This is a genomic window from Streptomyces sp. NPDC002926 (assembly GCF_053591755.1).
This window is the reverse complement of record NZ_JBSFUK010000021.1, coordinates 55682-80706: the sequence shown is the minus strand read 5'-3', so window position 1 is coordinate 80706 and position 25025 is coordinate 55682. Positions and strand designations below refer to the sequence as shown.

The 25025-nt window shown below is 70.3% G+C and carries 18 protein-coding genes; 12 read left to right on the top strand and 6 right to left on the bottom strand.

Going from position 1 to position 25025, the window contains the following annotated elements:
* The first annotated feature begins 43 nt into the window (after positions 1 to 43).
* The 6 genes from ACWDZ6_RS25470 to serA all read left to right on the top strand — a co-directional run bounded on the left by ACWDZ6_RS25470 (position 44) and on the right by serA (position 9773).
* Positions 44 to 994, top strand: a complete 951-nt coding sequence (locus tag ACWDZ6_RS25470) for a 2-hydroxyacid dehydrogenase (protein WP_451504681.1) — start codon at positions 44 to 46, stop codon at positions 992 to 994.
* Between the two features lie 355 nt (positions 995 to 1349).
* Positions 1350 to 4166 carry a putative bifunctional diguanylate cyclase/phosphodiesterase gene (locus ACWDZ6_RS25465; RefSeq protein WP_326652791.1) on the top strand — a complete coding sequence of 939 codons (2817 nt, stop codon included), beginning with the start codon at positions 1350 to 1352 and terminating at the stop codon, positions 4164 to 4166.
* Between the two features lie 202 nt (positions 4167 to 4368).
* Positions 4369 to 6237 (top strand): acetolactate synthase large subunit, encoded by a 1869-nt coding sequence (locus tag ACWDZ6_RS25460; protein ID WP_366733451.1) that lies wholly within the window; start codon positions 4369 to 4371, stop codon positions 6235 to 6237.
* Positions 6238 to 6276: 39 nt separating this feature from the next.
* The gene (gene ilvN, locus ACWDZ6_RS25455) at positions 6277 to 6801 is read left to right on the top strand and encodes an acetolactate synthase small subunit (RefSeq protein WP_071263920.1); all 525 of its coding nucleotides are present in this window, start codon (positions 6277 to 6279) and stop codon (positions 6799 to 6801) included.
* Between the two features lie 120 nt (positions 6802 to 6921).
* A complete protein-coding gene (ilvC, locus tag ACWDZ6_RS25450) occupies positions 6922 to 7923 on the top strand; it encodes a ketol-acid reductoisomerase (protein ID WP_326652793.1) in 1002 nt (333 codons plus the stop codon).
* 257 nt (positions 7924 to 8180) lie between these two features.
* On the top strand, positions 8181 to 9773 hold the full coding sequence (serA, locus tag ACWDZ6_RS25445) for a phosphoglycerate dehydrogenase (protein ID WP_451504680.1): 1593 nt from the start codon (positions 8181 to 8183) through the stop codon (positions 9771 to 9773).
* A 71-nt stretch (positions 9774 to 9844) separates the two neighbouring features.
* On the opposite strand, the gene ACWDZ6_RS25440 is transcribed toward serA, so the two are convergent.
* Positions 9845 to 11407, bottom strand: a complete 1563-nt coding sequence (locus tag ACWDZ6_RS25440; protein ID WP_451504679.1) for an MFS transporter — start codon at positions 11405 to 11407, stop codon at positions 9845 to 9847.
* Positions 11408 to 11503: 96 nt separating this feature from the next.
* Between ACWDZ6_RS25440 and ACWDZ6_RS25435 the strand changes: the two genes are divergently transcribed.
* A complete protein-coding gene (locus tag ACWDZ6_RS25435) occupies positions 11504 to 12079 on the top strand; it encodes a TetR/AcrR family transcriptional regulator (RefSeq protein WP_451504678.1) in 576 nt (191 codons plus the stop codon).
* Between the two features lie 149 nt (positions 12080 to 12228).
* Here ACWDZ6_RS25435 and ACWDZ6_RS25430 read toward each other — a convergent pair whose 3' ends face one another.
* Entirely contained in the window at positions 12229 to 12807 is a 579-nt protein-coding gene (locus tag ACWDZ6_RS25430) for a YciI family protein (RefSeq protein ID WP_451504677.1), read from the bottom strand.
* Between the two features lie 368 nt (positions 12808 to 13175).
* On the opposite strand from ACWDZ6_RS25430, the gene ACWDZ6_RS25425 reads away from it, so the two are divergent.
* Complete coding sequence (locus ACWDZ6_RS25425) at positions 13176 to 16748, top strand: SpoIIE family protein phosphatase (RefSeq protein ID WP_451504676.1); 3573 nt, start codon at positions 13176 to 13178, stop codon at positions 16746 to 16748.
* Between the two features lie 76 nt (positions 16749 to 16824).
* On the opposite strand, the gene ACWDZ6_RS25420 is transcribed toward ACWDZ6_RS25425, so the two are convergent.
* Positions 16825 to 18162, bottom strand: coding sequence for a PucR family transcriptional regulator (locus tag ACWDZ6_RS25420; protein ID WP_451504675.1), 1338 nt, complete (start codon positions 18160 to 18162; stop codon positions 16825 to 16827).
* Positions 18163 to 18351: 189 nt separating this feature from the next.
* Here ACWDZ6_RS25420 and ACWDZ6_RS25415 point away from each other — a divergent pair, with 189 nt between their 5' ends.
* From ACWDZ6_RS25415 to ACWDZ6_RS25405, 3 genes are all read left to right on the top strand, one after another.
* On the top strand, positions 18352 to 19278 hold the full coding sequence (locus ACWDZ6_RS25415) for a proline dehydrogenase family protein (RefSeq protein ID WP_451504674.1): 927 nt from the start codon (positions 18352 to 18354) through the stop codon (positions 19276 to 19278).
* Between the two features lie 40 nt (positions 19279 to 19318).
* Positions 19319 to 20950, top strand: coding sequence for an L-glutamate gamma-semialdehyde dehydrogenase (gene pruA, locus ACWDZ6_RS25410; RefSeq protein ID WP_451504673.1), 1632 nt, complete (start codon positions 19319 to 19321; stop codon positions 20948 to 20950).
* 141 nt (positions 20951 to 21091) lie between these two features.
* A complete protein-coding gene (locus tag ACWDZ6_RS25405; protein ID WP_326652803.1) occupies positions 21092 to 21331 on the top strand; it encodes a hypothetical protein in 240 nt (79 codons plus the stop codon).
* A 20-nt stretch (positions 21332 to 21351) separates the two neighbouring features.
* On the opposite strand, the gene ACWDZ6_RS25400 is transcribed toward ACWDZ6_RS25405, so the two are convergent.
* Both ACWDZ6_RS25400 and ACWDZ6_RS25395 read right to left on the bottom strand, forming a co-directional pair.
* Entirely contained in the window at positions 21352 to 21744 is a 393-nt protein-coding gene (locus ACWDZ6_RS25400) for an ArsR/SmtB family transcription factor (RefSeq protein ID WP_451504672.1), read from the bottom strand.
* Positions 21741 to 22196, bottom strand: a complete 456-nt coding sequence (locus ACWDZ6_RS25395) for an SRPBCC family protein (protein ID WP_451504671.1) — start codon at positions 22194 to 22196, stop codon at positions 21741 to 21743. The genes ACWDZ6_RS25400 and ACWDZ6_RS25395 overlap by 4 nt, the downstream gene beginning before the upstream one ends.
* 140 nt (positions 22197 to 22336) lie before the next feature.
* Here ACWDZ6_RS25395 and ACWDZ6_RS25390 point away from each other — a divergent pair, with 140 nt between their 5' ends.
* Positions 22337 to 22879 carry a GNAT family N-acetyltransferase gene (locus tag ACWDZ6_RS25390; protein ID WP_451504670.1) on the top strand — a complete coding sequence of 181 codons (543 nt, stop codon included), beginning with the start codon at positions 22337 to 22339 and terminating at the stop codon, positions 22877 to 22879.
* Positions 22880 to 22965: 86 nt separating this feature from the next.
* On the opposite strand, the gene ACWDZ6_RS25385 is transcribed toward ACWDZ6_RS25390, so the two are convergent.
* Complete coding sequence (locus tag ACWDZ6_RS25385; protein ID WP_451504669.1) at positions 22966 to 24999, bottom strand: phosphocholine-specific phospholipase C; 2034 nt, start codon at positions 24997 to 24999, stop codon at positions 22966 to 22968.
* Positions 25000 to 25025 lie beyond the last annotated feature (26 nt).

Genomic DNA, 25025 nt, shown 5'->3' with positions numbered 1-25025 from the left:
ACTAACGAATGCGGAGCGCCGCACTTCGCATAGCCTCCTGACCATGACTGCAGACGTGTGGCTCCCGATTCCGGCCGACGAGATCGAAGGACTGCCCGCCCCCTCGGACTCGGGCCTGAACTACCGCTTCTGGGACGGTGGTCCGGACTTTCCCGCCGATCCCGCCGACTGTGTCTTCTACGCCGTCCCCTACATGAAGGGCACGGAGGTCGCGGTCCGTCCGCTGGCCGCGATGACGTCAGTACGCGTCGTCCAGACCCTCTCCGCCGGAATCGACCATGTGGAGCCCGGACTCGGCTCGCTGCCCGCCGGCGTACGCCTGTGCAATGCCAAGGGCGTGCACGAAGCCTCCACCGCCGAGCTCACCCTCACCCTGATCCTCGCCTCCCTGCGCGGCGTCCCCGGATTCGTACGGGCCCAGGACAAGGAGGAATGGCGGTCCGGCTTCTATCCGGCGCTCGCCGACAAGTCGGTGCTCATCGTCGGCTACGGATCGATCGGCGCCGCCATCGAGGACCGGCTCGCACCCTTCGAATGCGCGCGGGTGGCGCGCGTCGCGCGCTCTGCCCGCGCCACGGAGCGCGGGGAAGTGCGCGCACTCACCGAGCTGCCCGCCCTGCTCCCCGAGGCGGACGTCGTGATCCTCTCCACTCCGCTCACCGAGCAGACGCGAGGCCTGGTGAATGCCGAGTTCCTGGCCCGGATGAAGGACGGATCGCTGCTGGTGAACGTCGCCCGAGGCCAAGTGGTCGACACGAAGGCGCTGCTCGCCGAGGTCGACAGCGGGCGCATCACCGCAGCCCTCGACGTCACCGACCCGGAGCCGCTGCCCGCTGGCCACCCGCTCTGGCACGTCCCCGGTGTCCTCATCAGCCCCCATGTGGGCGGCTCCACCTCGGCGTTCATGCCGCGTGCCAAGCGGCTGCTCGCCGCTCAGCTCACCCGGTTCGCCGCCGGGGAGCCGGTGCAGAACGTGGTGCTCACGACCGGGTAATGAACCTCTCGCCCGCGCGCCGCGTGCACTCTATGAAGTCACTCGGATGCGCCGCGTGCCGATAGCTCTTTCGATGGTCACGGAGAGTAGAGGGACTATGTCCCTGAGTGACGAGACTGGTGTATCGTCCCGACCGGGGGGCTGCACCGGGCAAGGGGCGGTGCAGCAACGCGACCTGACTGTCGATCAGACTTCGAGGGGGGCGACGGGCGATGTACGGCCAACGGGCGAACCATCCGACGCGGCGGGGCCGCCGCAGACGACCCTCGTACATTTCGAAGCACAGACCAGGTCCGATGACGGTCGCACCGGACGCGGCGCCCCGCGGGACGACGCCGCTCCGCGGAGCGGCCCGGTGAGCGCCCTGAGCGCGCTCATGGCACGGCAGTCGGTCGCGGGCGGCGGAGACAGCACCAGGCTGGCCTCCAAGCTCGTCCTGGCAGCCATCTGCGCCGGCTACGGCGTCGGTGCCGCCTTCGGCTGGGGCTCGCACGAACTGGCCCTGGTCATGGGCGACTTCGGCCTGAGCGCCGCCGCCCTGATCGCAGCCGTCTCCTGCCTCCTCTACGCCCGTGCGAGGCACAGCCGTTTTCGGCCCGCCTGGCTGCTGTTCGCGCTCTCCTCCGCCATGGCCGCCGGCGGCAACGCGATCTGGGGGTGGTACGAGGTCGTGCTGGACCGCGAGGTGCCGAGCCCCTGCATCGCCGACCTGTTCTTCCTCTGCTTCGCGCCGCCCGCCATCGTCGGCCTGCTCGTTCTCGCCAAGCGTCCGGTCACCAGGGCCGGCTGGGTCTGTCTCGCCCTGGACGCCTGGCTGATCGGCGGCTCGCTGCTGACTCTCTCCTGGAGCCTCGCGCTCGCCCACACCGCGCACGTCCAGGGCGAGAGCGTGGCCCCGGCCGCGCTCGCACTCGCCTATCCGCTGCTGGACATCGTGCTGGTCAGCATGGTTCTCGCGCTGCACTTCCGGCGCTCGGCCACCAACCGCTCCGCCATCAACACCGCCATCGCCGCCCTCGCGCTGACCGTCCTGTGCGATGCCCTGTTCACCTCACCGCTGCTGCGGGAGAGCTACCGCTCGGGCCAGCTTCTCGACGCGGGCTGGTTCGCCGGTTCGCTGCTGCTCGCGTACGCCCCCTGGGGCGCGCGCCGCACGGCCGAGACAGCGCGGCCCCAGCGTGGGCCGCGCCACCCGAGCCGCCCCGTCGCGGGCTCGCTCGCCGCCCTCACGCCGTATCTCGCCGCTGCCGTCTGCACCCTCGGCATCCTGTACAACGTGATCGAGGGCCGCCGTGTCGACCGGGTCGTCGTCCTCACCGGCTGCACCGTCGTGCTCGCCCTCGTCGTCCGGCAGGGCATCATGCTCCTCGACAACATCGCCCTGACCCATGAACTGGCGCAGAAGGAGAACCACTTCCGCTCGCTGGTGCAGGGCTCGAGCGATGTCATCATGATCGCCGCCCCGACCGGGATTCTGCGCTATGTCAGCCCCGCCGCCTCCGGTGTCTACGGCCGCGAGGCCGAGGATCTCATCGGTTCCGAGCTGGCATCGCTCATCCACCCCGAAGACCTGGGCCGTGTGGTACTCGAGGTGCGCCGGTTTCTGGCCGCCAAGCCGGCCGAGGAGCCCACCACCCGGATCGAGTGCCGGTTCAAATCGGGCACCGGCGACTGGCTCAATGTGGAGTCCACGGTCAACCGCCACCAGGGCGGCCTGATCTTCAACAGCCGCGACGTCACCGAACGCGTCCGCCTCCAGGCACAGTTGCAGCACAACGCCGAGCACGACCCGCTCACGGACCTGCCCAACCGCGCCCTGTTCACCAAGCGGGTCCGCCAGGCCCTCACCGGCCGCCGTGCCGGAGATCAGGGCACGGCCGTGCTCTTCATCGACCTCGACGGCTTCAAGGGAGTCAACGACCGCCTCGGCCACCAGGCCGGCGACGAGCTGCTGATCCAGGCTGCCCGCCGCCTCCAGGATTCGGTACGGGCCGGGGACACCGCGGCCCGCCTCGGCGGCGACGAGTTCGCCGCTCTCATCGTGGGCGACGGCACCCGCGACCAGTCCGCCCGCGAGTTCCAGGTCCGTGAGATCGCCGACCGGCTGCGGCTCACCCTCTCCCAGCCGTACCGCCTCGACGGCAACGACGTACGCGTGGCCGCCTCCATCGGGGTGGCCTTCGCGGAGCCCGCCACCACCCCCACCGACCTGATGCGCAACGCCGACCTCGCCATGTACCGCGCCAAGGCCGCCGGCAAGGACCGTGTCGAGCTGTACGCGCCACAGATGCAGGCCGAGGTGGTGCGCCGTACGGAACTGGACGCCCGGCTCCGCAGCGCCTTGCACGAAGGCGAATTCGCGCTGCTCCATCAGCCCGTGGTGAGTCTGACCACCGGCCGGATCGACGCCGTCGCGGCGCAGGCCCGCTGGCGCTCCGCCCAGGGCATCCTCTTCACCCCCGCCGAATTCCTCCGGGTCGCCGAGGACACGGACCGTACGGCCGAGCTCGGCCGCTGGCTGCTCGAGGAGGCCGTGGAGCAGGCCGCGGAGCGCGGCAACCTCGGTCATCGGGTCCCCGTATCGGTCCGTATGTCGGCCCGCCGCCTGCTGGACAAGTCCCTGCCGCTCGGCTCCATCGAGGCTCTCCTCATCCGGCATGGGCTGCCCTCGGGCGCGCTGGTCATCGAGCTCGCCGACAGCGATCCGCGGATCTCCTTCGACGATCTGGAGCTGCGGCTCGTCTCGCTGCGCAGGCTCGGCGTACGGATCGCCCTGGACGGCTTCGGCAGCGGGTACGCGGCCATCAACGCACTGCGCCGCCTCCCCGTGGACGTACTGAAACTGGACAGAGGTCTGGTGGAGGGCGTCGTCGAGTCCGCCCGGCTGCACAAGATCACCGCCGGGCTGCTGCGGATCGCCTGCGACCTCGGTATGCAGTCCGTGGCCGACGGCGTCGATGTGCCGGAGCAGGTGCTCGCACTGCGCGCGATGGGCTGTACACACGGCCAGGGCATGGCTTTCTCCGGGCCGCTGGACGAGTACCGGCTGCGCCGTGCGCTGGTGCGCGACGAGTTCCCGGTGCCCGGCGGGATCGCTCTGCCGGTGCTCACGGGTGGCGCGTTCACCGCCCGTAATGGCTCAAATAATGAGACGCGCGTCCCACCCACTTGACAGTGACAGCGCGCCGGGGGGAGGGTCAGTGCCATGCGCACCCGAATTCTCGTACTTGAAAAGCGCGTCGGCTGAGCAGAGCCATGAAGGCCCTGTGGACCCCTCCCGACGCGCTCCCCTCGCTTGCCTCACGGCACGAGGGGTTTTTTGTTGCACCGGACCATCTCAAACCCTCGCAAAAACCCTCAGCTTCGAGAAGAGAATGTCGATGACCGAGCAGGCCACCGGGGCCCACCATCCGCAGCCGCGGGCCCGAAGCGGCGGACCGACATCCGCCACCGTTGAGCACGTCACGGGCGCGCAGTCCCTCATCCGTTCTCTCGAGGAAGTGGGGGCCGACACGGTATTCGGCATCCCCGGCGGCGCCATCCTCCCCGCGTACGACCCGATGATGGACTCCAGCAAGGTCCGCCACATCCTGGTCCGCCACGAGCAGGGCGCCGGCCACGCCGCGACCGGATACGCGCAGGCCACCGGCAAGGTCGGCGTGTGTATGGCCACGTCGGGCCCCGGCGCCACCAACCTGGTCACCCCGATCGCCGACGCCCATATGGACTCGGTCCCGCTGGTCGCGATCACCGGCCAGGTCTCCTCCAAGGCGATCGGCACCGACGCCTTCCAGGAGGCGGACATCGTCGGCATCACCATGCCGATCACCAAGCACAACTTCCTCGTCACCAAGGCCGAGGACATCCCGCGGACCATCGCCGAGGCCTTCCACATCGCCTCGACGGGACGCCCCGGCCCGGTCCTGGTCGACATCGCCAAGGACGCCCTCCAGGCGCGGACCACCTTCAGCTGGCCGCCGCAGCAGGACCTGCCCGGCTACCGGCCGGTGACCAAGCCGCACGCCAAGCAGATCCGCGAGGCCGCCAAGCTGATCACCCAGGCCAGGCGCCCCGTGCTGTACGTCGGCGGCGGCGTCCTCAAGTCCCGCGCCACCGCCGAGCTGAAGGTCCTCGCAGAGCTCACCGGCGCCCCCGTCACCACCACCCTGATGGCGCTGGGCGCGTTCCCCGACAGCCACCCGCTGCACGTGGGAATGCCGGGCATGCACGGTGCGGTCACCGCCGTCACCGCGCTGCAGAAGGCCGACCTGATCGTCGCCCTCGGAGCCCGCTTCGACGACCGCGTCACCGGCAAGCTGGACAGCTTCGCCCCGTACGCCAAGATCGTCCACGCCGATATCGACCCGGCCGAGATCGGCAAGAACCGCACCGCGGACGTCCCGATCGTCGGCGACGCCCGCGAGGTCATCGCCGACCTGGTCCAGGCCGTCCAGGCCGAGTACAGCGAGGGCCACACCGGCGACTACACCGCCTGGTGGAGCGATCTCAACCGCTGGCGCGAGACCTACCCGCTCGGCTATGAGCAGCCGAACGACGGCAGCCTCTCCCCGCAGCAGGTCATCCAGCGCATCGGCGAGCTCGCCGACCCCGACACCATCTACGCGGCGGGCGTCGGCCAGCACCAGATGTGGGCCGCCCACTTCATCAACTACGAGCGGCCGGCCACCTGGCTGAACTCCGGCGGCGCCGGGACGATGGGGTACGCGGTCCCGGCCGCGATGGGCGCCAAGGCCGGTCAGCCGGACCGGATGGTCTGGGCGATCGACGGCGACGGCTGCTTCCAGATGACCAATCAGGAGCTCACCACCTGCGCGCTGAACAACATCCCGATCAAGGTCGCGATCATCAACAACGGCGCGCTCGGGATGGTCCGCCAGTGGCAGACCCTCTTCTACAACCAGCGCTACTCCAACACCGTGCTGCACTCGGGTCCCGAGGACGGCATCGCGGTGGAGGGCAAGTCCAGCGGCGGCACCCGCGTTCCCGACTTCGTCAAGCTGTCCGAGGCGATGGGCTGCTACGCACTGCGCTGCGAGTCCCCGGACGACCTTGACAAGGTCATCGCCGAGGCGAACGCCGTCAACGACCGCCCCGTCGTGATCGATTTCATCGTCCACGAGGACGCCCAGGTCTGGCCGATGGTCGCCGCGGGCACCTCCAACGACGAGGTCATGGCCGCGCGTGGCGTCCGCCCCGACTTCGGCGACAACGAAGACGACTGAGCCGAGAGTCCGAGAGAGAAGACCGAGAGAGACCGACACATGTCCAAGCACACGCTCTCCGTCCTGGTCGAGAACACCCCAGGCATCCTCGCCAGGATCGCCGCGCTGTTCTCCCGCCGCGGCTTCAACATCGACTCGCTCGCCGTCGGTGTCACCGAGCACCCCGACATCTCCCGTATCACCATCGTGGTCAATGTCGAGGACCTGCCGCTGGAACAGGTGACCAAGCAGCTCAACAAGCTGGTCAACGTTCTGAAGATCGTCGAGCTCGAGCCGGGCGCCGCGATCCAGCGCGAGCTCGTGCTGGTGAAGGTCCGCGCCGACAACGAGACCCGCTCCCAGATCGTCGAGATCGTCCAGCTGTTCCGCGCCAAGACCGTGGACGTCTCGCCCGAGGCGGTCACGATCGAGGCCACCGGTTCGAGTGACAAGCTCGAGGCGATGCTCAAGATGCTCGAGCAGTTCGGCATCAAGGAGCTCGTCCAGTCCGGAACGATCGCCATAGGGCGCGGCGCCCGGTCCATCACGGACCGGTCCCTGCGCGCCCTCGACCGCAGCGCCTGACCGGAACCGGCCAGGGCCGTGCTCGCATAGCGAGACTTGAAGGCTTCCGCACCCCGTCCCGCCGTACGGTGGGAAGCAAACAGCGTCATTCCAAGACGTGCACACCAAGGAGATATCCCAGTGGCCGAGCTGTTCTACGACGACGACGCCGACCTGTCCATCATCCAGAACCGCAAGGTCGCGGTCATCGGTTACGGCAGCCAGGGTCACGCCCACGCGCTGTCGCTCCGTGACTCGGGTGTCGACGTCCGGGTCGGTCTGCACGAGGGCTCCAAGTCCAAGGCGAAGGCCGAGGAGCAGGGCCTGCGCGTGGTGACTCCCGCCGAGGCCGCCGCCGAGGCCGATGTCATCATGATCCTGGTGCCGGACCCGATCCAGGCCCAGGTCTACGAGGAGTCCATCAAGGACAACCTGAAGGACGGCGACGCGCTGTTCTTCGGGCACGGCCTCAACATCCGCTACGGCTTCATCAAGCCGCCGGCCGGTGTCGACGTCGCCATGGTCGCCCCGAAGGGCCCGGGCCACCTGGTCCGCCGCCAGTACGAGGAGGGCCGCGGCGTTCCGTGTATCGCCGCTGTCGAGCAGGACGCCACCGGCAAGGGCTTCGAGCTGGCGCTCTCGTACGCCAAGGGCATCGGCGGCACCCGCGCCGGCGTCATCAAGACGACCTTCACCGAGGAGACCGAGACCGACCTGTTCGGTGAGCAGGCGGTCCTCTGCGGTGGCGCGTCCGCGCTGGTCAAGGCGGGGTTCGAGACCCTGACCGAGGCCGGCTACCAGCCGGAGATCGCCTACTTCGAGTGCCTCCACGAGCTGAAGCTGATCGTGGACCTGATGTACGAGGGCGGCCTGGAGAAGATGCGCTGGTCGGTCTCCGAGACCGCCGAGTGGGGCGACTACATCACCGGTCCCCGCATCATCACGGACCAGACCAAGGCCGAGATGAAGAAGGTTCTCGCGGAGATCCAGGACGGCACCTTCGCCAAGAACTGGATGGACGAGTACCACGGCGGTCTGAAGAAGTACAACGAGTACAAGAAGCAGGACGAGAACCACCTGCTGGAGACCACGGGCAAGGAGCTCCGCAAGCTCATGAGCTGGGTCGACAACGACGAGGCGTAAGCCTGACGGCGGGGCCGGGACGAGCGAGTCCCGGCCCTCTGCCACTGTGTCCGGCCGTGCTGCTGCGCTTCTCCACTCTGTCCAGCCACGGACGGGTGATCCTGCCTTCAAGGCGCAAGACGCACCTTCTGGCACCACTACACTTCTCAAGACATACGCGTCAGGCCCACAGTGTCGTGCGTCTTCCACGCGGCTAGCCCCCTCCACCGCCTGCGGCCGTCGGGACGGCCGTCCGCAATGGACTAGTGAGGACTCACGTGAGCTCGAAACCTGTCGTACTCATCGCTGAAGAGCTGTCGCCCGCCACCGTCGACGCGCTGGGCCCGGACTTCGAGATCCGGCACTGCAACGGCGCCGACCGTGCAGAGCTGCTCCCGGCCATCGCCGATGTCGACGCGATCCTGGTCCGCAGCGCCACCAAGGTCGACGCGGAAGCCATCGCACTCGCGAAGAAGCTGCGGGTCGTCGCCCGCGCCGGCGTCGGCCTCGACAATGTCGATGTCTCCGCCGCCACCAAGGCCGGCGTGATGGTCGTCAACGCCCCGACCTCCAACATCGTCACCGCCGCCGAGCTCGCCTGCGGTCTGCTGGTCGCCACCGCGCGTAATATCCCGCAGGCCAACACCGCTCTGAAGAACGGCGAGTGGAAGCGGTCCAAGTACACCGGCGTGGAGCTGAGCGAGAAGATCCTCGGCGTCGTCGGCCTCGGCCGTATCGGCGTCCTGGTCGCGCAGCGGATGTCGGCCTTCGGCATGAAGATCGTCGCCTACGACCCCTATGTGCAGCCCGCGCGCGCCGCGCAGATGGGCGTCCGGCTGCTCTCGCTCGACGAGCTGCTCGAGGTCTCGGACTTCATCACCGTGCATCTGCCGAAGACCCCGGAGACCCTGGGGCTGATCGGCGACGAGGCGCTGCACAAGGTCCAGCCGCACGTCCGTATCGTCAACGCCGCGCGTGGCGGGATCGTCGACGAGGATGCGCTGGCCTCCGCGCTCAAGGAGGGCCGGGTCGCCGGCGCGGGCCTCGATGTGTACGCGAAGGAGCCCTGCACGGACTCCCCGCTCTTCCAGTTCGACCAGGTCGTCTGCACCCCGCACCTCGGCGCGTCGACGGACGAGGCGCAGGAGAAGGCGGGCATCTCGGTCGCCCGTTCCGTGCGTCTCGCGCTCGCCGGTGAGCTGGTGCCCGACGCGGTCAACGTCCAGGGCGGAGTCATCGCCGAGGACGTGCGCCCGGGTCTGCCGCTCGCCGAGAAGCTCGGCCGGATCTTCACCGCGCTGGCGGGCGAGGTCGCGGTCCGCCTCGACGTCGAGGTGTACGGCGAGATCACCCAGCACGATGTGAAGGTGCTCGAGCTGTCCGCGCTCAAGGGCGTGTTCGAGGATGTCGTCGACGAGACCGTGTCGTATGTCAACGCCCCGCTGTTCGCGCAGGAGCGTGGTGTCGAGGTCCGGCTGACGACGAGCTCGGAGTCCCCGGACCACCGCAACGTCGTCACCGTCCGCGGCACGCTCTCGGGCGGCGAGGAGGTCGCGGTCTCCGGCACACTGGCCGGCCCCAAGCACCTCCAGAAGATCGTCGCGATCGGCGACCACGACATCGACCTGGCGCTCGCCGACCACATGGTCGTCCTGCGGTACGACGACCGTCCCGGTGTCGTCGGCACGGTCGGCCGGATCCTCGGCGAGGCCGGGCTGAACATCGCGGGCATGCAGGTCTCGCGCGCGGAGGAGGGCGGCGAGGCGCTCGTCGTGCTGACCGTTGACGACACGGTGCCGCAGTCGGTGCTGACGGAGATCGCGGACGAGATCGGCGCGGCGTCGGCCCGTACGGTGAACCTCAACAGCTGAGACCGGCGGAGTACGTCGAAGGGCCCGGCCCGCCGCGATCACGCGGTGGGCCGGGCCCTCTGTGTGTACGGTCAGCTCGCCGTGACCGGTTCCGGCGCCGGCTCCCCGGCGGGCGCCGGCTCCTCGTCCGTGGTCCTGCGCAGCAGGGCGGCGGCGAGAAGAGCGGCTGCGACCAGCAGCACCGCACCGCCCACGGCGGCGAACTGCATACCGTGGACGAAGGCCTCACGCGCGGCGTCCAGCAATGCTTCCCCAGTCCTGCCGGGGAGTTGTCCGGCGACCACGGCCGCGCCGCCGAGTGTCTCGCGGACCGAGTCGAGGGCGTCGGCCGGCAGCCCCGTGGGGGCGGAGCCGGCGATGTCGTGACGGTAGACAGCGGTGCCGAGGCTGCCCAGGACCGCCATCCCGAGCGCTCCGCCGAACTCTTGCCCGGTCTCCAGCAGTGCGGCGGCGGAACCGGCCTTCTCGGCGGGGGCGCCGGCCAGAGCCATGTCCGAGACCAGCGCCATTACGGTGACGATGCCGCAGCCGATGACGGCCGCGCCGGCCAGCAGGATCCAGAGGGAGTCCGTACCGGTCAGACTGAGCAGGGCGTAGCCGGCCGCGGCGACGACGAATCCGCCGGCGATGACATACGCCCGGTCGGTCCTCCGGGCGAGCGCGGTGCCGACCGGGGCGGCGGCGCCCACCGCGAGGGACGGGGCCAGGCTCCACAGCGCGGCCTCCATGGTGCCCATGCCGAGCACGGACTGCAGGTACTGGGTGGTGAAGTAGGCCGAGCCCATGATCGCGAAGGCGGCGATGGTGTTGAGCGCGATCCCGGAGCCGAAGACGCGGCCCTGGAAGAGGTCACGGCTGATCATCGCGTCGGGGCGGGTGCGCTGGCGGCGTACGAACAGCGCGCCGACGATCAGGCCGGCCGCGATGCACAGTGCCATGGCCGGGCTGAGGCCCTCGGCCGCGATCTCCTTGAGTCCGTACACGACCGGCAGGACGGCGCCCATCGACAGCGGCACGCTCAGCAGGTCGAAGCGGCCGGGGGCGGGGGCCTTGAACTCCGGTACCAGTACGGGCACCAGAACCAGCAGAAGCAGCATCGCGGGCACGTTGATCAGAAAGACCGAGCCCCACCAGAAGTGGTTCAGCATGACGCCGCTCATCACCGAACCGAGCGCGATTCCGCCGGCCATGGCCCCCGACCAGATGCCGATCGCCTGGCTGCGCTGCTTGTCGTCCTGGAACATATTGCGGACCAGCGCCAACGTCGACGGCATCAGGGTGGCGCCGCCGATGCCGAGCAACGCCCGTGCGGCGATGAGCATTTCGGCGCTCTGAGCGTAGGCCGCACCGACGGAGGCGATGCCGAAGGCGGTGGCGCCGACCAGCAGGAGCCTGCGGCGTCCGATGCGGTCGCCGAGCGAGCCCATCGTGATGAGGAGCCCCGCGAGGGCGAAGGCGTAGATGTCGAAGATCCATAGCTGCTGGGTGCTGCTCGGGTCCAGCTCGCGGGTGATTTGAGGGATGGCGAAGTAGAGGACGGAGACGTCCATCGAGACGAGGAGGAGCGGAAGCAGGAGGACGACGAACGAGGTCCATTCCCGGCGGCCGGCGCGACGTGCGGTGGAGTTCGGCATGCCGAGAAATGTACGGCCGTATTAAACGCCCGTCTAGTACATCCGTGTAAAACATATGTATAGGACGGTTGTATGTCCGCGCGGTACGCTGCCCGCATGGGACACCGTGAGGATCTGCTCGAAGGCGCCAAGCGCTGCCTGCTGGAGAAGGGTTACGCCCGGACGACCGCGCGCGACATCGTCGCGGCCTCCGGCACCAACCTGGCCTCCATTGGCTACCACTACGGCTCCAAGGAGGCACTCCTCAACCAGGCCTTCCTGGCGGTGACCGAGGAGTGGGGCGACGCGGTCGGCCCGGCCAACAGGCAGGCGCCCGACATGGCGGCGGATCCCTTCGAGCGATTCGAGAACACCTGGGAGCAGGTCATCGCCGCGGCCGATGCCGGCCGCCAGGTCTGGAAGCTCCAACTGGAGGTCGTATCGCGGCTCGACGACGACGAGAAGCTGCGCGAGGCCATCAAGGAGCCGCAGTTGGAGGGCCGGTTGGGGATGGCGGAGGCCTTCCTCGGCATGGACCCGCAGGCCGATCCGGAGAAGGCCAGGGTGGCGGGCATCTTCTGCCAGGCGCTGGTGGCGGGCGTGATGATCCAGTGGATGGCGGACCCGGAGACGGCGCCGTCGGCGAAGGACCTGACGGACGGGCTGCGGGCGATTTTGGAGAAGAAGGACTGAGGTGCCCGTGCGGGGTCCGCGGATTCGTGAGCAATCGCGGACTCCGGCCCGGGTGCCGGCGCGCCGGGAGCCCCTGAGCCGCTGCCGGGTCCCCGGCGTCGGGTGTCACCCGGCTTCGTCCAGTACGCGGGGCGTTCGACGGTTCCGGGCTAGGAGCGCCCGCCGCGGCGCCAGCGTTGCGCGGTGAGAGCCACGGGTTCGCCCGTGAGTCGGTCCGCGAACGGCTGGACGATCCTCAGCGCCTCGTCCGGGAGGGCGCTGACGACCGAGACGACTCCTGTGGTGTGCGATTGGTCATCGTCAACGAGTACGGCCACGAAGCTCAAACGACTGTCCGGACGGACGCCCAGTTGCGGGTCGTTGTCGCCGACGTCACGGGGTTCCGGGGACCACTGGCCCGTTATCAGTGTGGCCGGTGCTTCTGATGTGAGCGAGCCTTCGGCGGGTTCGCGCTGGAGCAGTACGACTGCTCGGACAGCCGTGACGTGTCGGTAGAGACCGGCCAGCCAGTAGGGCTCCTCGGTCGCGAACCGCTCCGCATCATCACGGTCGGCCACGTTGACGACATGGACGCTTCCCGTGTGTTCAGCTCCGTCGTCGGACAAGGTAGGGCCTCGAAGAATGAGCCGATCGGCAAACCGGTCCATGTAGGACCAGTGCGCCTCGGCCAGGTCGAGCAGCTCGGTTCCGACCCCGGGTCTGTCCTGAGCATGAACGTAGAAGGGCATGCCGAGAAGGTACCAACGCCCGGCCTGCGCCGAAGTCTTGGAGGAGCCGGGGCGCGCACCGTGGACCCCGCGGCCCCCTGCCGTTTGCGGCCCGCCACCTTCTTCCCGCGGTCCCGGCCGACACCGTCGGCGCCGACGGTGTCGGCCGCCCACAGGGACTGCGGGTCGACGATCGCCGCCGTCGGCGTGCGGCTGCAGGCGTAAACTGCTGGGCAAATCATCCTTTTGACTATTTAACCTTGCAATTCTGGTAAGGGCGTAGCCAGAACCATCGGATCCGGCGTCCGATCTGCCGGGAAGGTCCGCAGAGAGTGGCCGTCGGCGGCCTTGGGAGGGCGCGGGCGGATCACCAGGAGGAAGATTTCTCGATGACCCGGCCCGATGACCCGCGCACCGCGGCGGCCCGGATGTTCGCCAAGGCCGGCGCGTTCGGCGAGCTTCTGGCCGGGATCGACTGGGCGGCGACGCCGCTCGGGCCCACCGAGTCCTGGCCGGGGCCCCTGGTGGACACCCTGCGCCTCATGCTCACCTCTGAGCACGGGATGGCTCTGTACTGGGGCGCCGAATTCAGCACGCTGTACAACCTGGGCTCCACACCCATTGTCGGCGCCAAACACCCCTGGGCGCTCGGCAGGCCCTACAAGGATGTGTTTCCCGAGGTCTGGGTCCATCCCGTGAGCTCCCACTTCCACTATGTGACCGACACCCGCAAGCCCCTGCTGATCCCCGATGAGCCGCTCATCATGGAGCGCCACGGCTTTCCGGAACAGTGCTACTTCGACTCCGCCTTCCAGCCCGTGCTGCTGGACGACGGCACCGCCGGCGGCGTGCTGCAGATCATCACCGAGACCACCGGCCGGGTACTGGGCGAGCGCCGGCTGCGCCTGCTGAGCGAGACCGGCGCCCGCACCGTCGGGCTGCCCACCCCGGGCGAGGTCGCCCGCGTCGTCGCGGAGGTGCTGGGCTCCTATCCCGAGGAGATCCCGTTCCTGGGCCTGTACCTGGCCTCCGAGCCGGGGATGCTGCGGCGGGCGGCCTCCGCCGGGCTCCGGCCGGCGCCCGAGAGCGTCTCGCTGAGTGCGGCCGACGGGTCGGAGGTCGCGGCCCGGCTGGCGCAGGTGGTCGCCGACGGTGCCCCTGCCACGCTGCCGGCCGCCGCGCTCACCGGCGGCAACACGGCCGGGCAGCACGCCGCGGCCCCCCGGCTCCCGGTCGAGCAGGCACTGGCCCTGCCGCTGCACTGCGCGGGCCAGGTGGAGGGCGTCCTGGTGGTGGGCCTCAATCCCTGCTTCCCGCCGGCCGGGGCCTACCGGGATTTCTTGGAGGTGCTCGCCGCCGCCGTGGCCGGGGCACTGACGGCCGCCCTGGCCCACGACGAGCAGCGCCGCCGGGCGGAGGCGCTGGCCGAGCTGGACCGGGCCAAGACCACCTTCTTCGCCAACGTCAGCCACGAGTTCCGCACCCCGCTCACCCTGCTCCTGGGTCCGCTCCAGCAGGCCCTGGCCGACGAGGACCGGCCCGAGCGGCGCGAGCAGCTGGAGCTGGCCGAGCGCGGCGCCCTGCGCCTGCTGAAGCAGGTCAACACGCTCCTGGACGTCGCCAGGGCCGAGGCCGGGCAGATGCACCCGGCCCTCGAGCCGGTCGACCTCGCCGGTGCCACGGCCGAGCTGGCCGGGGTGTTCCGCTCCGCCTTCGAGGCAGCCGGGCTGACGCTGGAGGTGGACTGCCCGCAGCTGCCCAAGCCGGTGTCCATGGACCGGGAGATGTGGGAGAAGATCATCCTCAACCTGCTCAGCAACGCCCTGAAGTTCACCTTCACCGGCGGCGCACGGGTGCAGGTGGCCGCGGCCGGCGACCGGGCCCGGCTGACCGTGACCGACACCGGCACCGGCATCCCCGCGGACGAGCTGCCGCGCCTGTTCGAGCGCTTCCACCGGGTCCGCGGCGCCCGCTCCCGCTCCCACGAGGGCAGCGGCCTCGGCCTGGTGCTGGTGAAGGACCTGGTGGAAGCGCACGGCGGCACCGTCGGCGTGGACAGCCGGCTCGGCCAGGGCACCACCGTCACCGTGGACCTCCCCTTCGCCGCCGCCCACCGGCCCCGCCCGGACCCGCCCGCGGCCGGCGCCGGATCCCCCGGGGAAACCCCCAGGGAAGGCGGAGGCGGTCGGCCCGGCCGCGCCGCGGCCTATGCGGACGAGGCGCTGGGCTGGCTGGCGGCCGACCCCGTCCCCGCTGCGGCCACCCCCGCGGCACGCACTCCGCACGCCCCCGCGACCCACGATGCCCCCCACGGCCCCGGCCCGCACGAAACCGACCGCCCCCACCGGGCCCGCCTGCTGGTCGTCGACGACAACGCCGACATGCGTGCCTACCTCACCCAGCTCCTGCAGCCCGACTACGACCTGCTGCTCGCCGCCGACGGCAGGGTCGCCCTGGAGACGGCCCTGGCGCAGCCGGTGGAGCTGGTGCTCAGCGACGTGATGATGCCCCGCATGGACGGCTTCGAGCTGGTCCGGGCGCTGCGCGCCGACCCGCGCACCGCCCGCCTGCCCATCGTCTTGCTCACCGCCCGCGCCGGCGAGGAGGAATCCGTGCGGGGCCGGCACGCCGGCGCCGACGACTACCTGGCCAAACCCTTCTCCGCGCGCCAGCTGCTGGCGCGCGTCCGCACCGGGTTGGAACTGTCCCGGCTGCGCGAACAGGTCCTGACCGAGACCCGCAACCAGCTGGCTGTGCTGGCCTCCCTGGCCGACGCGGGCCTGCGGCTGTCCGCCACCCTCGACCCGGACCGGATACTGCAGACTGCCGGCCAGATCCTCATGCCCGACTTCGCCGACCAGATCAGCATCCACCTCATCGCCGCGGCACCCGCCCCGGCGCAGTCGCCCCCGGCATACATCGCCGGCACCCCCCTTCTTGCCCGCGAGGCCCTGGCCACCGCCGCCACCCAGGCGATCAACGGCACCGCCCCAGCCCCGGCCGGCCCGCACCCGGCGTCCGCCGCCGTGCTGGCCCTGCCTCTGCACGCCCACGACCAGACGCTGGGGGCCCTGGTACTGGTCCGGCACACCGACTACTCCGCGGTCGAACACAAGTATCTGGAGAACCTCGCCCAGCGCCTGGCCCTGGCCTACGACAACGCCACCCGGTACCACAACGAGCGCCGCGTCGCCCTGACCCTGCAGCGCGCCCTGCTGCCCCACCGCCTGCCCCAGGTGCCCGGGGTGCGCCTGGCCAGCCACTACCGGGCCAGCAACCGCGGCGCCGAGGTCGGCGGCGACTGGTACGACGTGCTCGCCCTGCCCGACGGTGCCGTGGGGCTGGCCATCGGCGACGTCATGGGCCACGACGTGGAAGCCGCCACCGTGATGGGCCAACTCCGCTCCGCCCTGCACAGCCTCGCGCTGGAGGGCGCCGGCCCGGCCCGGGTGCTGGCCAGGCTGGACGCCTACCTGCAGTCGCTCGCCACCGAACGCTTCGCCACCTGCCTGTACGCGGTCTACGACCCCCACCGCCACCGCCTGCGCTACGCCGCCAGCGGGCACCTGCCGCCCCTGCTGGTAGCCGCCGACACCGCCTACCTGGAGCTGCCCCCGGCGCTGCCGCTGGGACTGGGCAGCACCCCAGTCGATTGCGAGGTGGCGTTCCCGCCCGGCACCAGCCTGCTGCTGTACACCGACGGCCTGGTGGAAAACCGGGCGCTGTCCCTGGACGACTGCCTGGCGGCCCTGTGCCAGACCTGCGGCGCGCTGCCCGCCGCCGCCCGCACCGACCCCCAGCAGATCACCGAACGGGCCCTGGAGCTGCTGAACACCCCCGACCAGGTCGACGACGACACCGCCCTGCTCGCCGCCACCGCCGAACCATCGGGTCGAACCGGCGACCCGCAGGCTGACGGAAGTGCTGTACAACCGACCGCTACTGCTCCTAGTCATGACTGAGGAAGCTGTGGATCTGCTCATCCACTGCTGACGAACTGTCCTGATTGCCGATGGAGTCGCGGATCCTGGAACAGATCTAGAGCCGTGCCGCCTTCAGAGCCATGTGCAGCAGCAGCCGGTCCTCGCCGTCGTCCAGGTCCAGGCCCGTGAGCTGCTCTACGCGCGAGAGGCGGTAGTAGAGCGTCTGGCGGTGGATGCCGAGCGCCGCCGCGGTGCGTCCCGCCTGGCCCGCGCAGTCGAGGAACACCTCGGCAGTGCGGGCCAGTTCGCTGTGCGAGCGGTCGAGCAGCTCGCGTACGGCGGGGTCGTGAGCCGTGTTCGCGGGGAGCGCGGTCAGCATGCGGTACGGGCCGACGGCCGACCACTCGGCGACCGGCCCGAACCGGGTCTCGGCGCGGGCCGCGCGGGCCGCGGAAGCCGCCTCCAGCCAGGCGGTGTTGAGCCCGGCGAGGCCACGCCGGGGCGTCGCGACCCCGGCGGTCGCCGCGTCCCCGCCCGCGGCGGCGCGGAGCCGGTCCGCCGCGGTGAGGGCGGGCGAGAGGGTGTCTGCGGAGCGGAGCCGTACAAGGGCGGCGAGTGCGTGGCCGTGGGGGGACCGGTCGTCGTGCGGGTGCGGGGTGCCGGACGAAGAGGCGTCGCCTCTGCCGCGAGGCGCGCGGGTCGCGGCGCGCCGGGCGGAGGTGCCGGTGCTCGCGCCGCTGCCGGGGTCCCCGGCCCCGTCCGGGGCCGTATCCGGTGGCCCGGTTTCGAGTTGCCCGGACCGGCCGCCGTCGCCGGCTCCGGCCTCCCACGGCACCGTGCACAGCGCCGCCGCACCCGGCAGCGAGCGCGACGACGGGGCATCGGCCGCGGTCCATGGCGTCACGCACACCACCGCGTGCAGGCCGTCCGCGCTCGCGCCGCCCAGCGCCGCGCGGAGCGCCGCCACCGCCATGTCGTACTGCCAGCCGCCCCCCGCCGTCAGGACCGCGCGGAACTCACGGGACAGATCCGTGCCCGCCCGCTCCTCGTCGGCGAGCAGCGTGCCGATCCTGGCCGTGACCTCCATGGCTGCGGCGAGCTGAGCCTGTGTGGGGCCCGGGGCCGCGTCGAGCAGCCATACGTATCCGAGCACGATGCCCCCGTGGCGTACCGGAAGGCAGATCCGGTCGCGGAAGACCCCCGCTTCCGGGGCCGCCGGGATCCGGACCGGGTCCGTCGCGCGTGCGATGCCGAAGTCCTCGAACCAGGCGCGGACCGCCGGCGTGGACTTCCGGGTCAGGATCGAACGGGTCCTGACCGGGTCCATCGCGATGTCGTCGTCGCTGTCGTGCGCGCCGAAGGCGATCAGGCCGAAGTCGCGGTTCTCCAGCGTCGCGGGGACGGCCAGCAGCGCCGAGATCTCGTCGACCAGCTCTTGGTAATCGCCCTTCACCCCGACATTCTCGCACCCCTTCAGACATATGTCTGAGATCCGGACCACGAATGCGTGACAGGTGTCGATGGCAGTGGATCGGAGCGATCCTTAGGTTTCACGGTGGTTCTTCGTGCCGTTCCGGATGCGTTGTCTGCTGTTCCGCCGCGTCTCCGCCCCGGCCCTGTCCGTACTCTCGTGGAGGTCCCCGTGCTGGGTCCCGTGATCCTCGCCGCGTCGCGCAGCGACAAGATGCGCCGTATCGTCTCGGCAGCCCCGGTCACCAAGCCCGTGGTGAACCGCTTCATCGCCGGTGAGACGGTCCAGGAGACGGTCCCCGTCGTCCGGAACACGGCCGACCGCGGTCTCGAGGTCACGCTCGACGTCCTCGGCGAGGACATCACCGACCCGGCGGAGGCGCTGCGCGCCCGCGACGCCTACCTGGAGCTCATCGAGGCCCTCGAGCCGCTGGAGCTCGGGGTCCACGCCGAGATGTCGGTGAAGCTCTCCTCCTTCGGCCAGGCCCTGCCGGGCGGGCACGACCTCGCGCTGAAGAACATCACGACGGTCGTCGAGGCCGCCGCCGGGATCGGCACCACGGTCACCCTCGACATGGAGGACCACACCACCATCGACTCGACGCTCGCGATCCACTCCGAACTGCGTGAGCGCTTCCCGCAGACCGGCGCCGTCGTCCAGTCGTACCTCTTCCGCACCGAGGACGACTGCCGCGCGCTGGCCGCGGCAGGCTCACGCGTACGTCTGGTCAAGGGCGCCTACAAGGAGCCCGCGACCGTCGCATACCAGGACAAGACCGAGGTCGACAAGGCCTACATCCGCTGCCTGAAGATCCTGATGGAGGGTGAGGGCTACCCGATGGTCGGGTCGCACGACCCGCGCATCATCTCCATCGGCCAGGAGCTCGCCCGCCGGGCGGGCCGCAAGCTCGACGAGTACGAGTTCCAGATGCTGTACGGCATCCGGGAGGCCGAGCAGCACCGGCTCGCCGCCGAGGGCCACCGGATGCGTGTCTACATCGCGTACGGCACCGACTGGTACGGATACTTCATGCGCCGCCTCGCGGAGCGCCCCGCCAACCTCGCGTTCTTCCTGCGTTCGCTGGTCAGCCGCGGCTGAACCCCCCAACTGACCTACTGATTAAGGAGATTCGGCACTCATGGACGCTGTGACCCAGGTCCCCGCGCCGGTCAACGAGCCGGTTCACTCCTACGCGCCCGGGAGCCCCGAGCGCGCCCGTCTCGAGGCAAAGCTCAAGGAGCTGTCCGAGAACCCGATGGAGCTGCCGATGACGATCGGCGGCGTCCGGCGGATGGGCGGCGGCGAGCGCGTCGACGTCGTGCAGCCGCACAACCACAAGGCCGTCATCGGTACATTCGCCGCTGCCACGCAGCAGGACGCGCAGGACGCGGTCGACGCCGCGCTCGCCGCCGCGCCCGCGTGGCGTGCGATGTCCTTCGACGACCGCGCCGCGATCATCCTGCGCGCGGCCGAACTGCTGGCCGGTCCGTGGCGCGAGACGCTCGCCGCCTCCACCATGCTGGGCCAGTCGAAGACCGCGCAGCAGGCCGAGATCGACACCCCCTGCGAGCTCGTCGACTTCTGGCGCTTCAACGTCAAGTACGCCCGTGACCTGCTCGCCGAGCAGCCGCCGGCCAACTCGCCGGGCGTGTGGAACCGTATGGACCACCGCCCGCTCGAGGGTTTCGTCTACGCGATCACGCCCTTCAACTTCACCGCGATCGCGGGCAACCTGCCGACGGCCCCCGCCCTCATGGGCAACGTCGTCGTCTGGAAGCCGTCCCCGACGCAGACCCACGCCGCCGTGCTGCTGATGCAGATTCTGGAGGAGGCCGGTCTGCCGAAGGGCGTCATCAACCTGGTGACGGGCGACGGTATCGCCGTCTCCGAGGTGGCGCTGAACCACCGCGAGCTGGCCGGTATCCACTTCACCGGCTCGACCAAGACCTTCCAGCACCTGTGGAAGACGGTCGGCAACAACATCGCGAAGTACCGTTCCTACCCGCGCATCGTCGGCGAGACGGGCGGCAAGGACTTCGTCGTCGCCCACCCGAGCGCCGACCGCGCGGTGCTGAAGACCGCGCTGACCCGTGGTTCCTTCGAGTTCCAGGGCCAGAAGTGCTCGGCGTCCTCGCGTGCGTACATCCCCGCCTCGATCTGGAACTCCGGCTTCAAGGAGGAGTTCGCGGCCGAGGTCGACGGCATCAGGATGGGTGACGTCACGGACCTGACGAACTTCATCGGTGCCGTGATCGACGAGCGTGCCTTCGCGAAGAACAAGGCCGCGATCGACCGTGCTGCCGCCGACCCGACCTGCACGATCGTCGCCGGTGGCACGTACGACGACTCGGTGGGCTACTTCGTCCGCCCGACCGTCGTCGAGTGCACGGACCCGGGCAACGAGGTCTTCACGACCGAGTACTTCGGCCCGTTCCTGGCGGTCCACGTCTACGAGGACGACCAGTACGACGCCATGCTCGAGCAGATGGAGTCGGCGTCGGACTACGCCCTGACCGGCGCGGTCATCGCCAACGACCGTGCGGCGGCAGCGCACACGATGGAGAAGCTGCGCTACGCCGCGGGCAACTTCTACATCAACGACAAGTCGACCGGCGCCGTCGTCGGCCAGCAGCCCTTCGGCGGCGGCCGCGCGTCCGGCACGAACGACAAGGCGGGCGCCCCGCAGAACCTGATGCGCTGGACGCTGACCCGCGCGATCAAGGAGACGCTGGTCCCGCCGACGGACTACACCTACCCGCACATGGGCTGATCTCCGCCCACCCGGCCGACGCCCCCACCGGGCCGACGCCCCCTCGTGACCCCGCCCCCGCTCCGGCCCCCACACCGGCCGGGGGCGGTCCACGTTCGTCGGGTTTAGGCTGCTGTGAGGGGGTGCCGGAAGGAGAGTGAGATGCCTGGTTCCACTACTCTCGGCCCCGGGCACGGGATCGACTGGATTGAGCACACCGACGCCGTGCGGGTGGCCTCCGTGATGCGGGAGTTGAGCGCGCTACTGTCGATGGATGGGCCGAACCGGCTCACCGATGCGCAGGTCAGCGTCTTGTGCGGGGGACTGGTGCATCACCGGCACGAATTCGGTGAGTGGGTCGAGCGGCTTGCGCAGGACCTGACCCGGAAGGTGTCGTCGTAACGCTGCGGTCCGGGAAGCCGTCACCCCGCCGCGGAATCCGCGCCCGGTGCCGGATCCGCTTCCGGATCTTCCTCCGCGCCCCGGTCGGCCTCGGCCAGGCGCTTGATGGCCGTGAGACGGGTGTCCCACTCGCCGGCCAGCCGGTCCATCCACCGGGCGGTGGCGCCCAGCCGCGCCGGCAGGACCGTGTACCGCGCCTCCCGGCCCTCCCGTCGGCCGGCGACGAGGCCGGCCCGGTCGAGGACCGCGAGGTGCTTCACGATCGCCTGCCGGCTGACCGGCAGCTCTGTCGCCAGGACCGTGGCGGTGGCCTCCCCGTGCGCGGCGAGGATGTCGAGTATCCGGCGCCGGGTCGGGTCCGCCAGTGCGGACAGGACCTCCGCCACGGTGTCCCGGTCAGCGTCCTCCGTCATGCCGCCAGTCGCTCCGTGTACTGCTTGATGTTGTCCATCTGGCCGGTCCAGCCGCTCGCGTGGCTCTCGTACCCCGCGGTGGCGGCCTTGTCCTCGGGGATGACGAGGTCGGCGAAGCCGGTCTCCACCACGCGCAGACGGGTGCCGTCCCCGTCCGGGGTGAGGGTGAACTCCACCAGGGTGGAGTTGCCTTCGACGGCCTGCTCGCCGGGGTGGGCGCTGGCCCAGCGGTACGAGAAGTGGTGCGGCGGGTCGACCTTCACGATCGTGGTCGGGAACTGCCCGTACTCGCCGTGATCCAGCTGCATGGTGCCGCCCGGGCGCAGGTCGACCGGGGTCGGCCTGCCCTGCCCGAACCAGGAGCCGACGTGCTCGGGCTCGGTGAGCACCGCCCACACGCGCTCCACAGGTGCGGCAATGGTGATCTCGCGTTCGATCCGGTCCTTGCTCATGGGATGAGCCTCCTGTTCGACTATGACGTGCTACCCAATGGTTGCACTTCCCGGGTGATTAATGCAACCCGTCGGTTGCGCTAAGGGTCGGAGGCCGGGTCCCGTCCGCCCGCGCCGCGTACCGGAGGAGGATGCGGTGCATGAGTGAGTCGCCGCGCACCGCCCACACCTTCGAACTCGGCCCCGCCGAGCTCCTCGAGATCCGCGGCCTCCTGACGGACGCGTTCGACGGCGACTTCGCCGACGAGGACTGGGACCACGCGCTGGGTGGTGTCCACGCGCTGTACTACGAGGGCGGCGAGCTCGTCGCGCACGGCAGCGTGATCCAGCGCCGGGTGATCCACGCCCGCCGCTCGCTGCGTATCGGATACGTCGAGGCGATGGCCGTGCGCGCCGACCGGCGGCGGCGCGGGCTCGGCGGCCTGGTGATGGACACCCTGGAGCGGGTGATCGACGGGGCGTACGAGTTCGGGGCGCTCTCCGCCTCCGACGACGGAGCCGCGCTGTACCGGGCACGCGGCTGGCAGCTGTGGCGCGGCCGGATCGAGGCGCTCGGCCCCGACGGCGTGGTGCACCTCCCGGACGAGGAGGACTCCACCTATGTGCGCCCGGCCGCGGCCCGGCCGCTGCCGGAGCCGTCCGCGGCGCTGCTCTTCGACTGGCGTGAGGGCGACCTGCTGTAACGCGGATCCCGGTCGTGCACCCGGCAGGACGGGACACCGAGGCCCACGAGCGGCCGCCCGCGTCGTGGGCCTCCAGGGCCTGCCGGTCAGCCGCTGACGCTGGGCGAGCCGGTCTCGATGTGCCCGGTGTACCGCCGTGACCAGGCCGGGTCCACGTCCGTCGTGATGGTGAAGTCGTACCAGCCGTTCTGGTACGCCACCGCGTTGAAGTAGTCCTCGGTGGAGCCGCCCGCCGGCACGGTGTAGGTCCAGGGGCCGTCGAACCGGTAGTTGTTCGAGGTGATGGTGAACTTCACAGCGGACGAGGACGAGTTGGTCAGCTTGAACCAGATCGCCTGCTTGCCGGTACCGCTATCCACGGCGTAGCGCGCCGCCGCCTCGACGGACTTGCCCGCCTTGGTGGCGTCGCCGGTGAATCGCCGCAGGAAGCGGTTCGGCCCGGCCATGCTGATGTCGTACTTCCCGGCCCCGTACCCCGTGCCGATGTTGAAGTAGTCGGACGCCGTCCCGCCCGCGTCGACGGTGTACTGCCACGGCTCGGTGGAGCGGTATGCGTTGGGGTGGATGGAGAGGTGCGCGGCACTCTTCGCCGCGGTGCCCTGGTTGGCCATGGAGAACCAGGCCAGGATCTTGCCGCCGCTCCCGAACTCCAGCCGGTCGAGATTGCCGTTCGGCTGGTAGGGCAGGGCGCGGGCCGGACGCGTACCGGCCTCCTGCGTGGGCAGGGCGTTGTTCGTGGGGACCGGGTTGGGCAGTGGTCCGCAGGTGCTCTGGCCGATGACTTTCGCCGTGCCGGGCAGGGACGGCACTCCGTACACCGGATGGGCGAAGTCGAATACGCCGGTGAGGTCGCCGGTCACCTTGCGGCGCCAGGCGCTGATGTTGGGGCAGGCGGCCGGCTTGCCGATGGCGGAGGTCCACGTCTCCAGGAAGCGCAGTACCGAAGTGTGGTCGAAGACCTCGGAGCTGACCCAGCCGCCGCGGGTCCAGGGCGACATCACCAGCATGGGCACGCGGAAGCCCAGTCCGTACGGGACGCCGTTCAGGAACTCGCCCGCTGTCCCGGCGGGCGGCGCCGGCGGCGGGACGTGGTCGAAGAAGCCGTCGTTCTCGTCGTAGTTGAGGAAGAGAACGGTCGAGTCGAAGACCTCGGGGCTGGCGGCGAGCGCCCGGTACACGAGGTCGACGAAGTGCGCGCCGTCGCCGGGCGGGGCGTACGGGTGCTCGGAGAAGGCCTCGCTCGCCACCACCCAGGAGACCTGCGGCAGGGTCCCGGCCAGCGCGTCGGCCTTGATCGCGGCGGCGATGTCGTCCGGGGTCGATCCGGTGACGGCGGGCACCGAGGCCATACCGCGGTCATACAGGGCGCTGCCGGGCTTGGCCGTCTCGAACTGCTTGAAGTACGCGAGCCCGTTGTCGCCGTAGTTGTCCTTGGCGTTCTGGTAGACCTTCCAGGTCACTCCGGCGCGCTGCAGCGTCTCCGCGTACGTCTCCCAGGTGAGCCCCGACTCGTCGCCGCCGTCCGAGCTGGAGGCGTCGACCTTGCCGCTCCAGAGGTACGTGCGGTTGGGGCCGGTGGCGCTCAGCGTGGAGCAGAAGTACGCGTCGCAGATCGTGTAGTTGTCGGCCAGCCCGTAGTGGAACGGTATGTCGCCGCGGTCCAGATAGCCCAGCGTCCGTACATTGCCGACGCCCCAGACCCAGTTGTCCAGCCGGCCCTTGTTCCAGGCGGAGTGCTGAGAGGCCCAGCTGTGCGGCAGGTCGCCGTTGCACTGGGCGAGGGTCTCACCGTCCACGCCGCCGGCGTCGGGCGTGGCGCTCAGCTTCCACGGGTACTGGCGGCCGAAGCCGTTCGGCTGGTTGAAGACGCTGTTCCCGCCGGCGAGGGTGATACCGCTGCGGTCGGCGAAGCCGCGTACACCCCTGAGTCTGCCGAAGTAGTGGTCGAAGCTACGGTTCTCCTGCATCAGGACGACCACGTGCTTCACATCCGTGATGGTCCCGGTCGCCTCCGCGGCGCGGATCGTCCCGGTGGCCGCCCCTGCTGTCGACGGAAGGGCGGCCGCGGCCGCCACCCCCGCGCCCAACGTCACGAAACCCCTACGACTGATCGGTGTCATTCGCCCGCCCCGGTCACTGGAGTGCC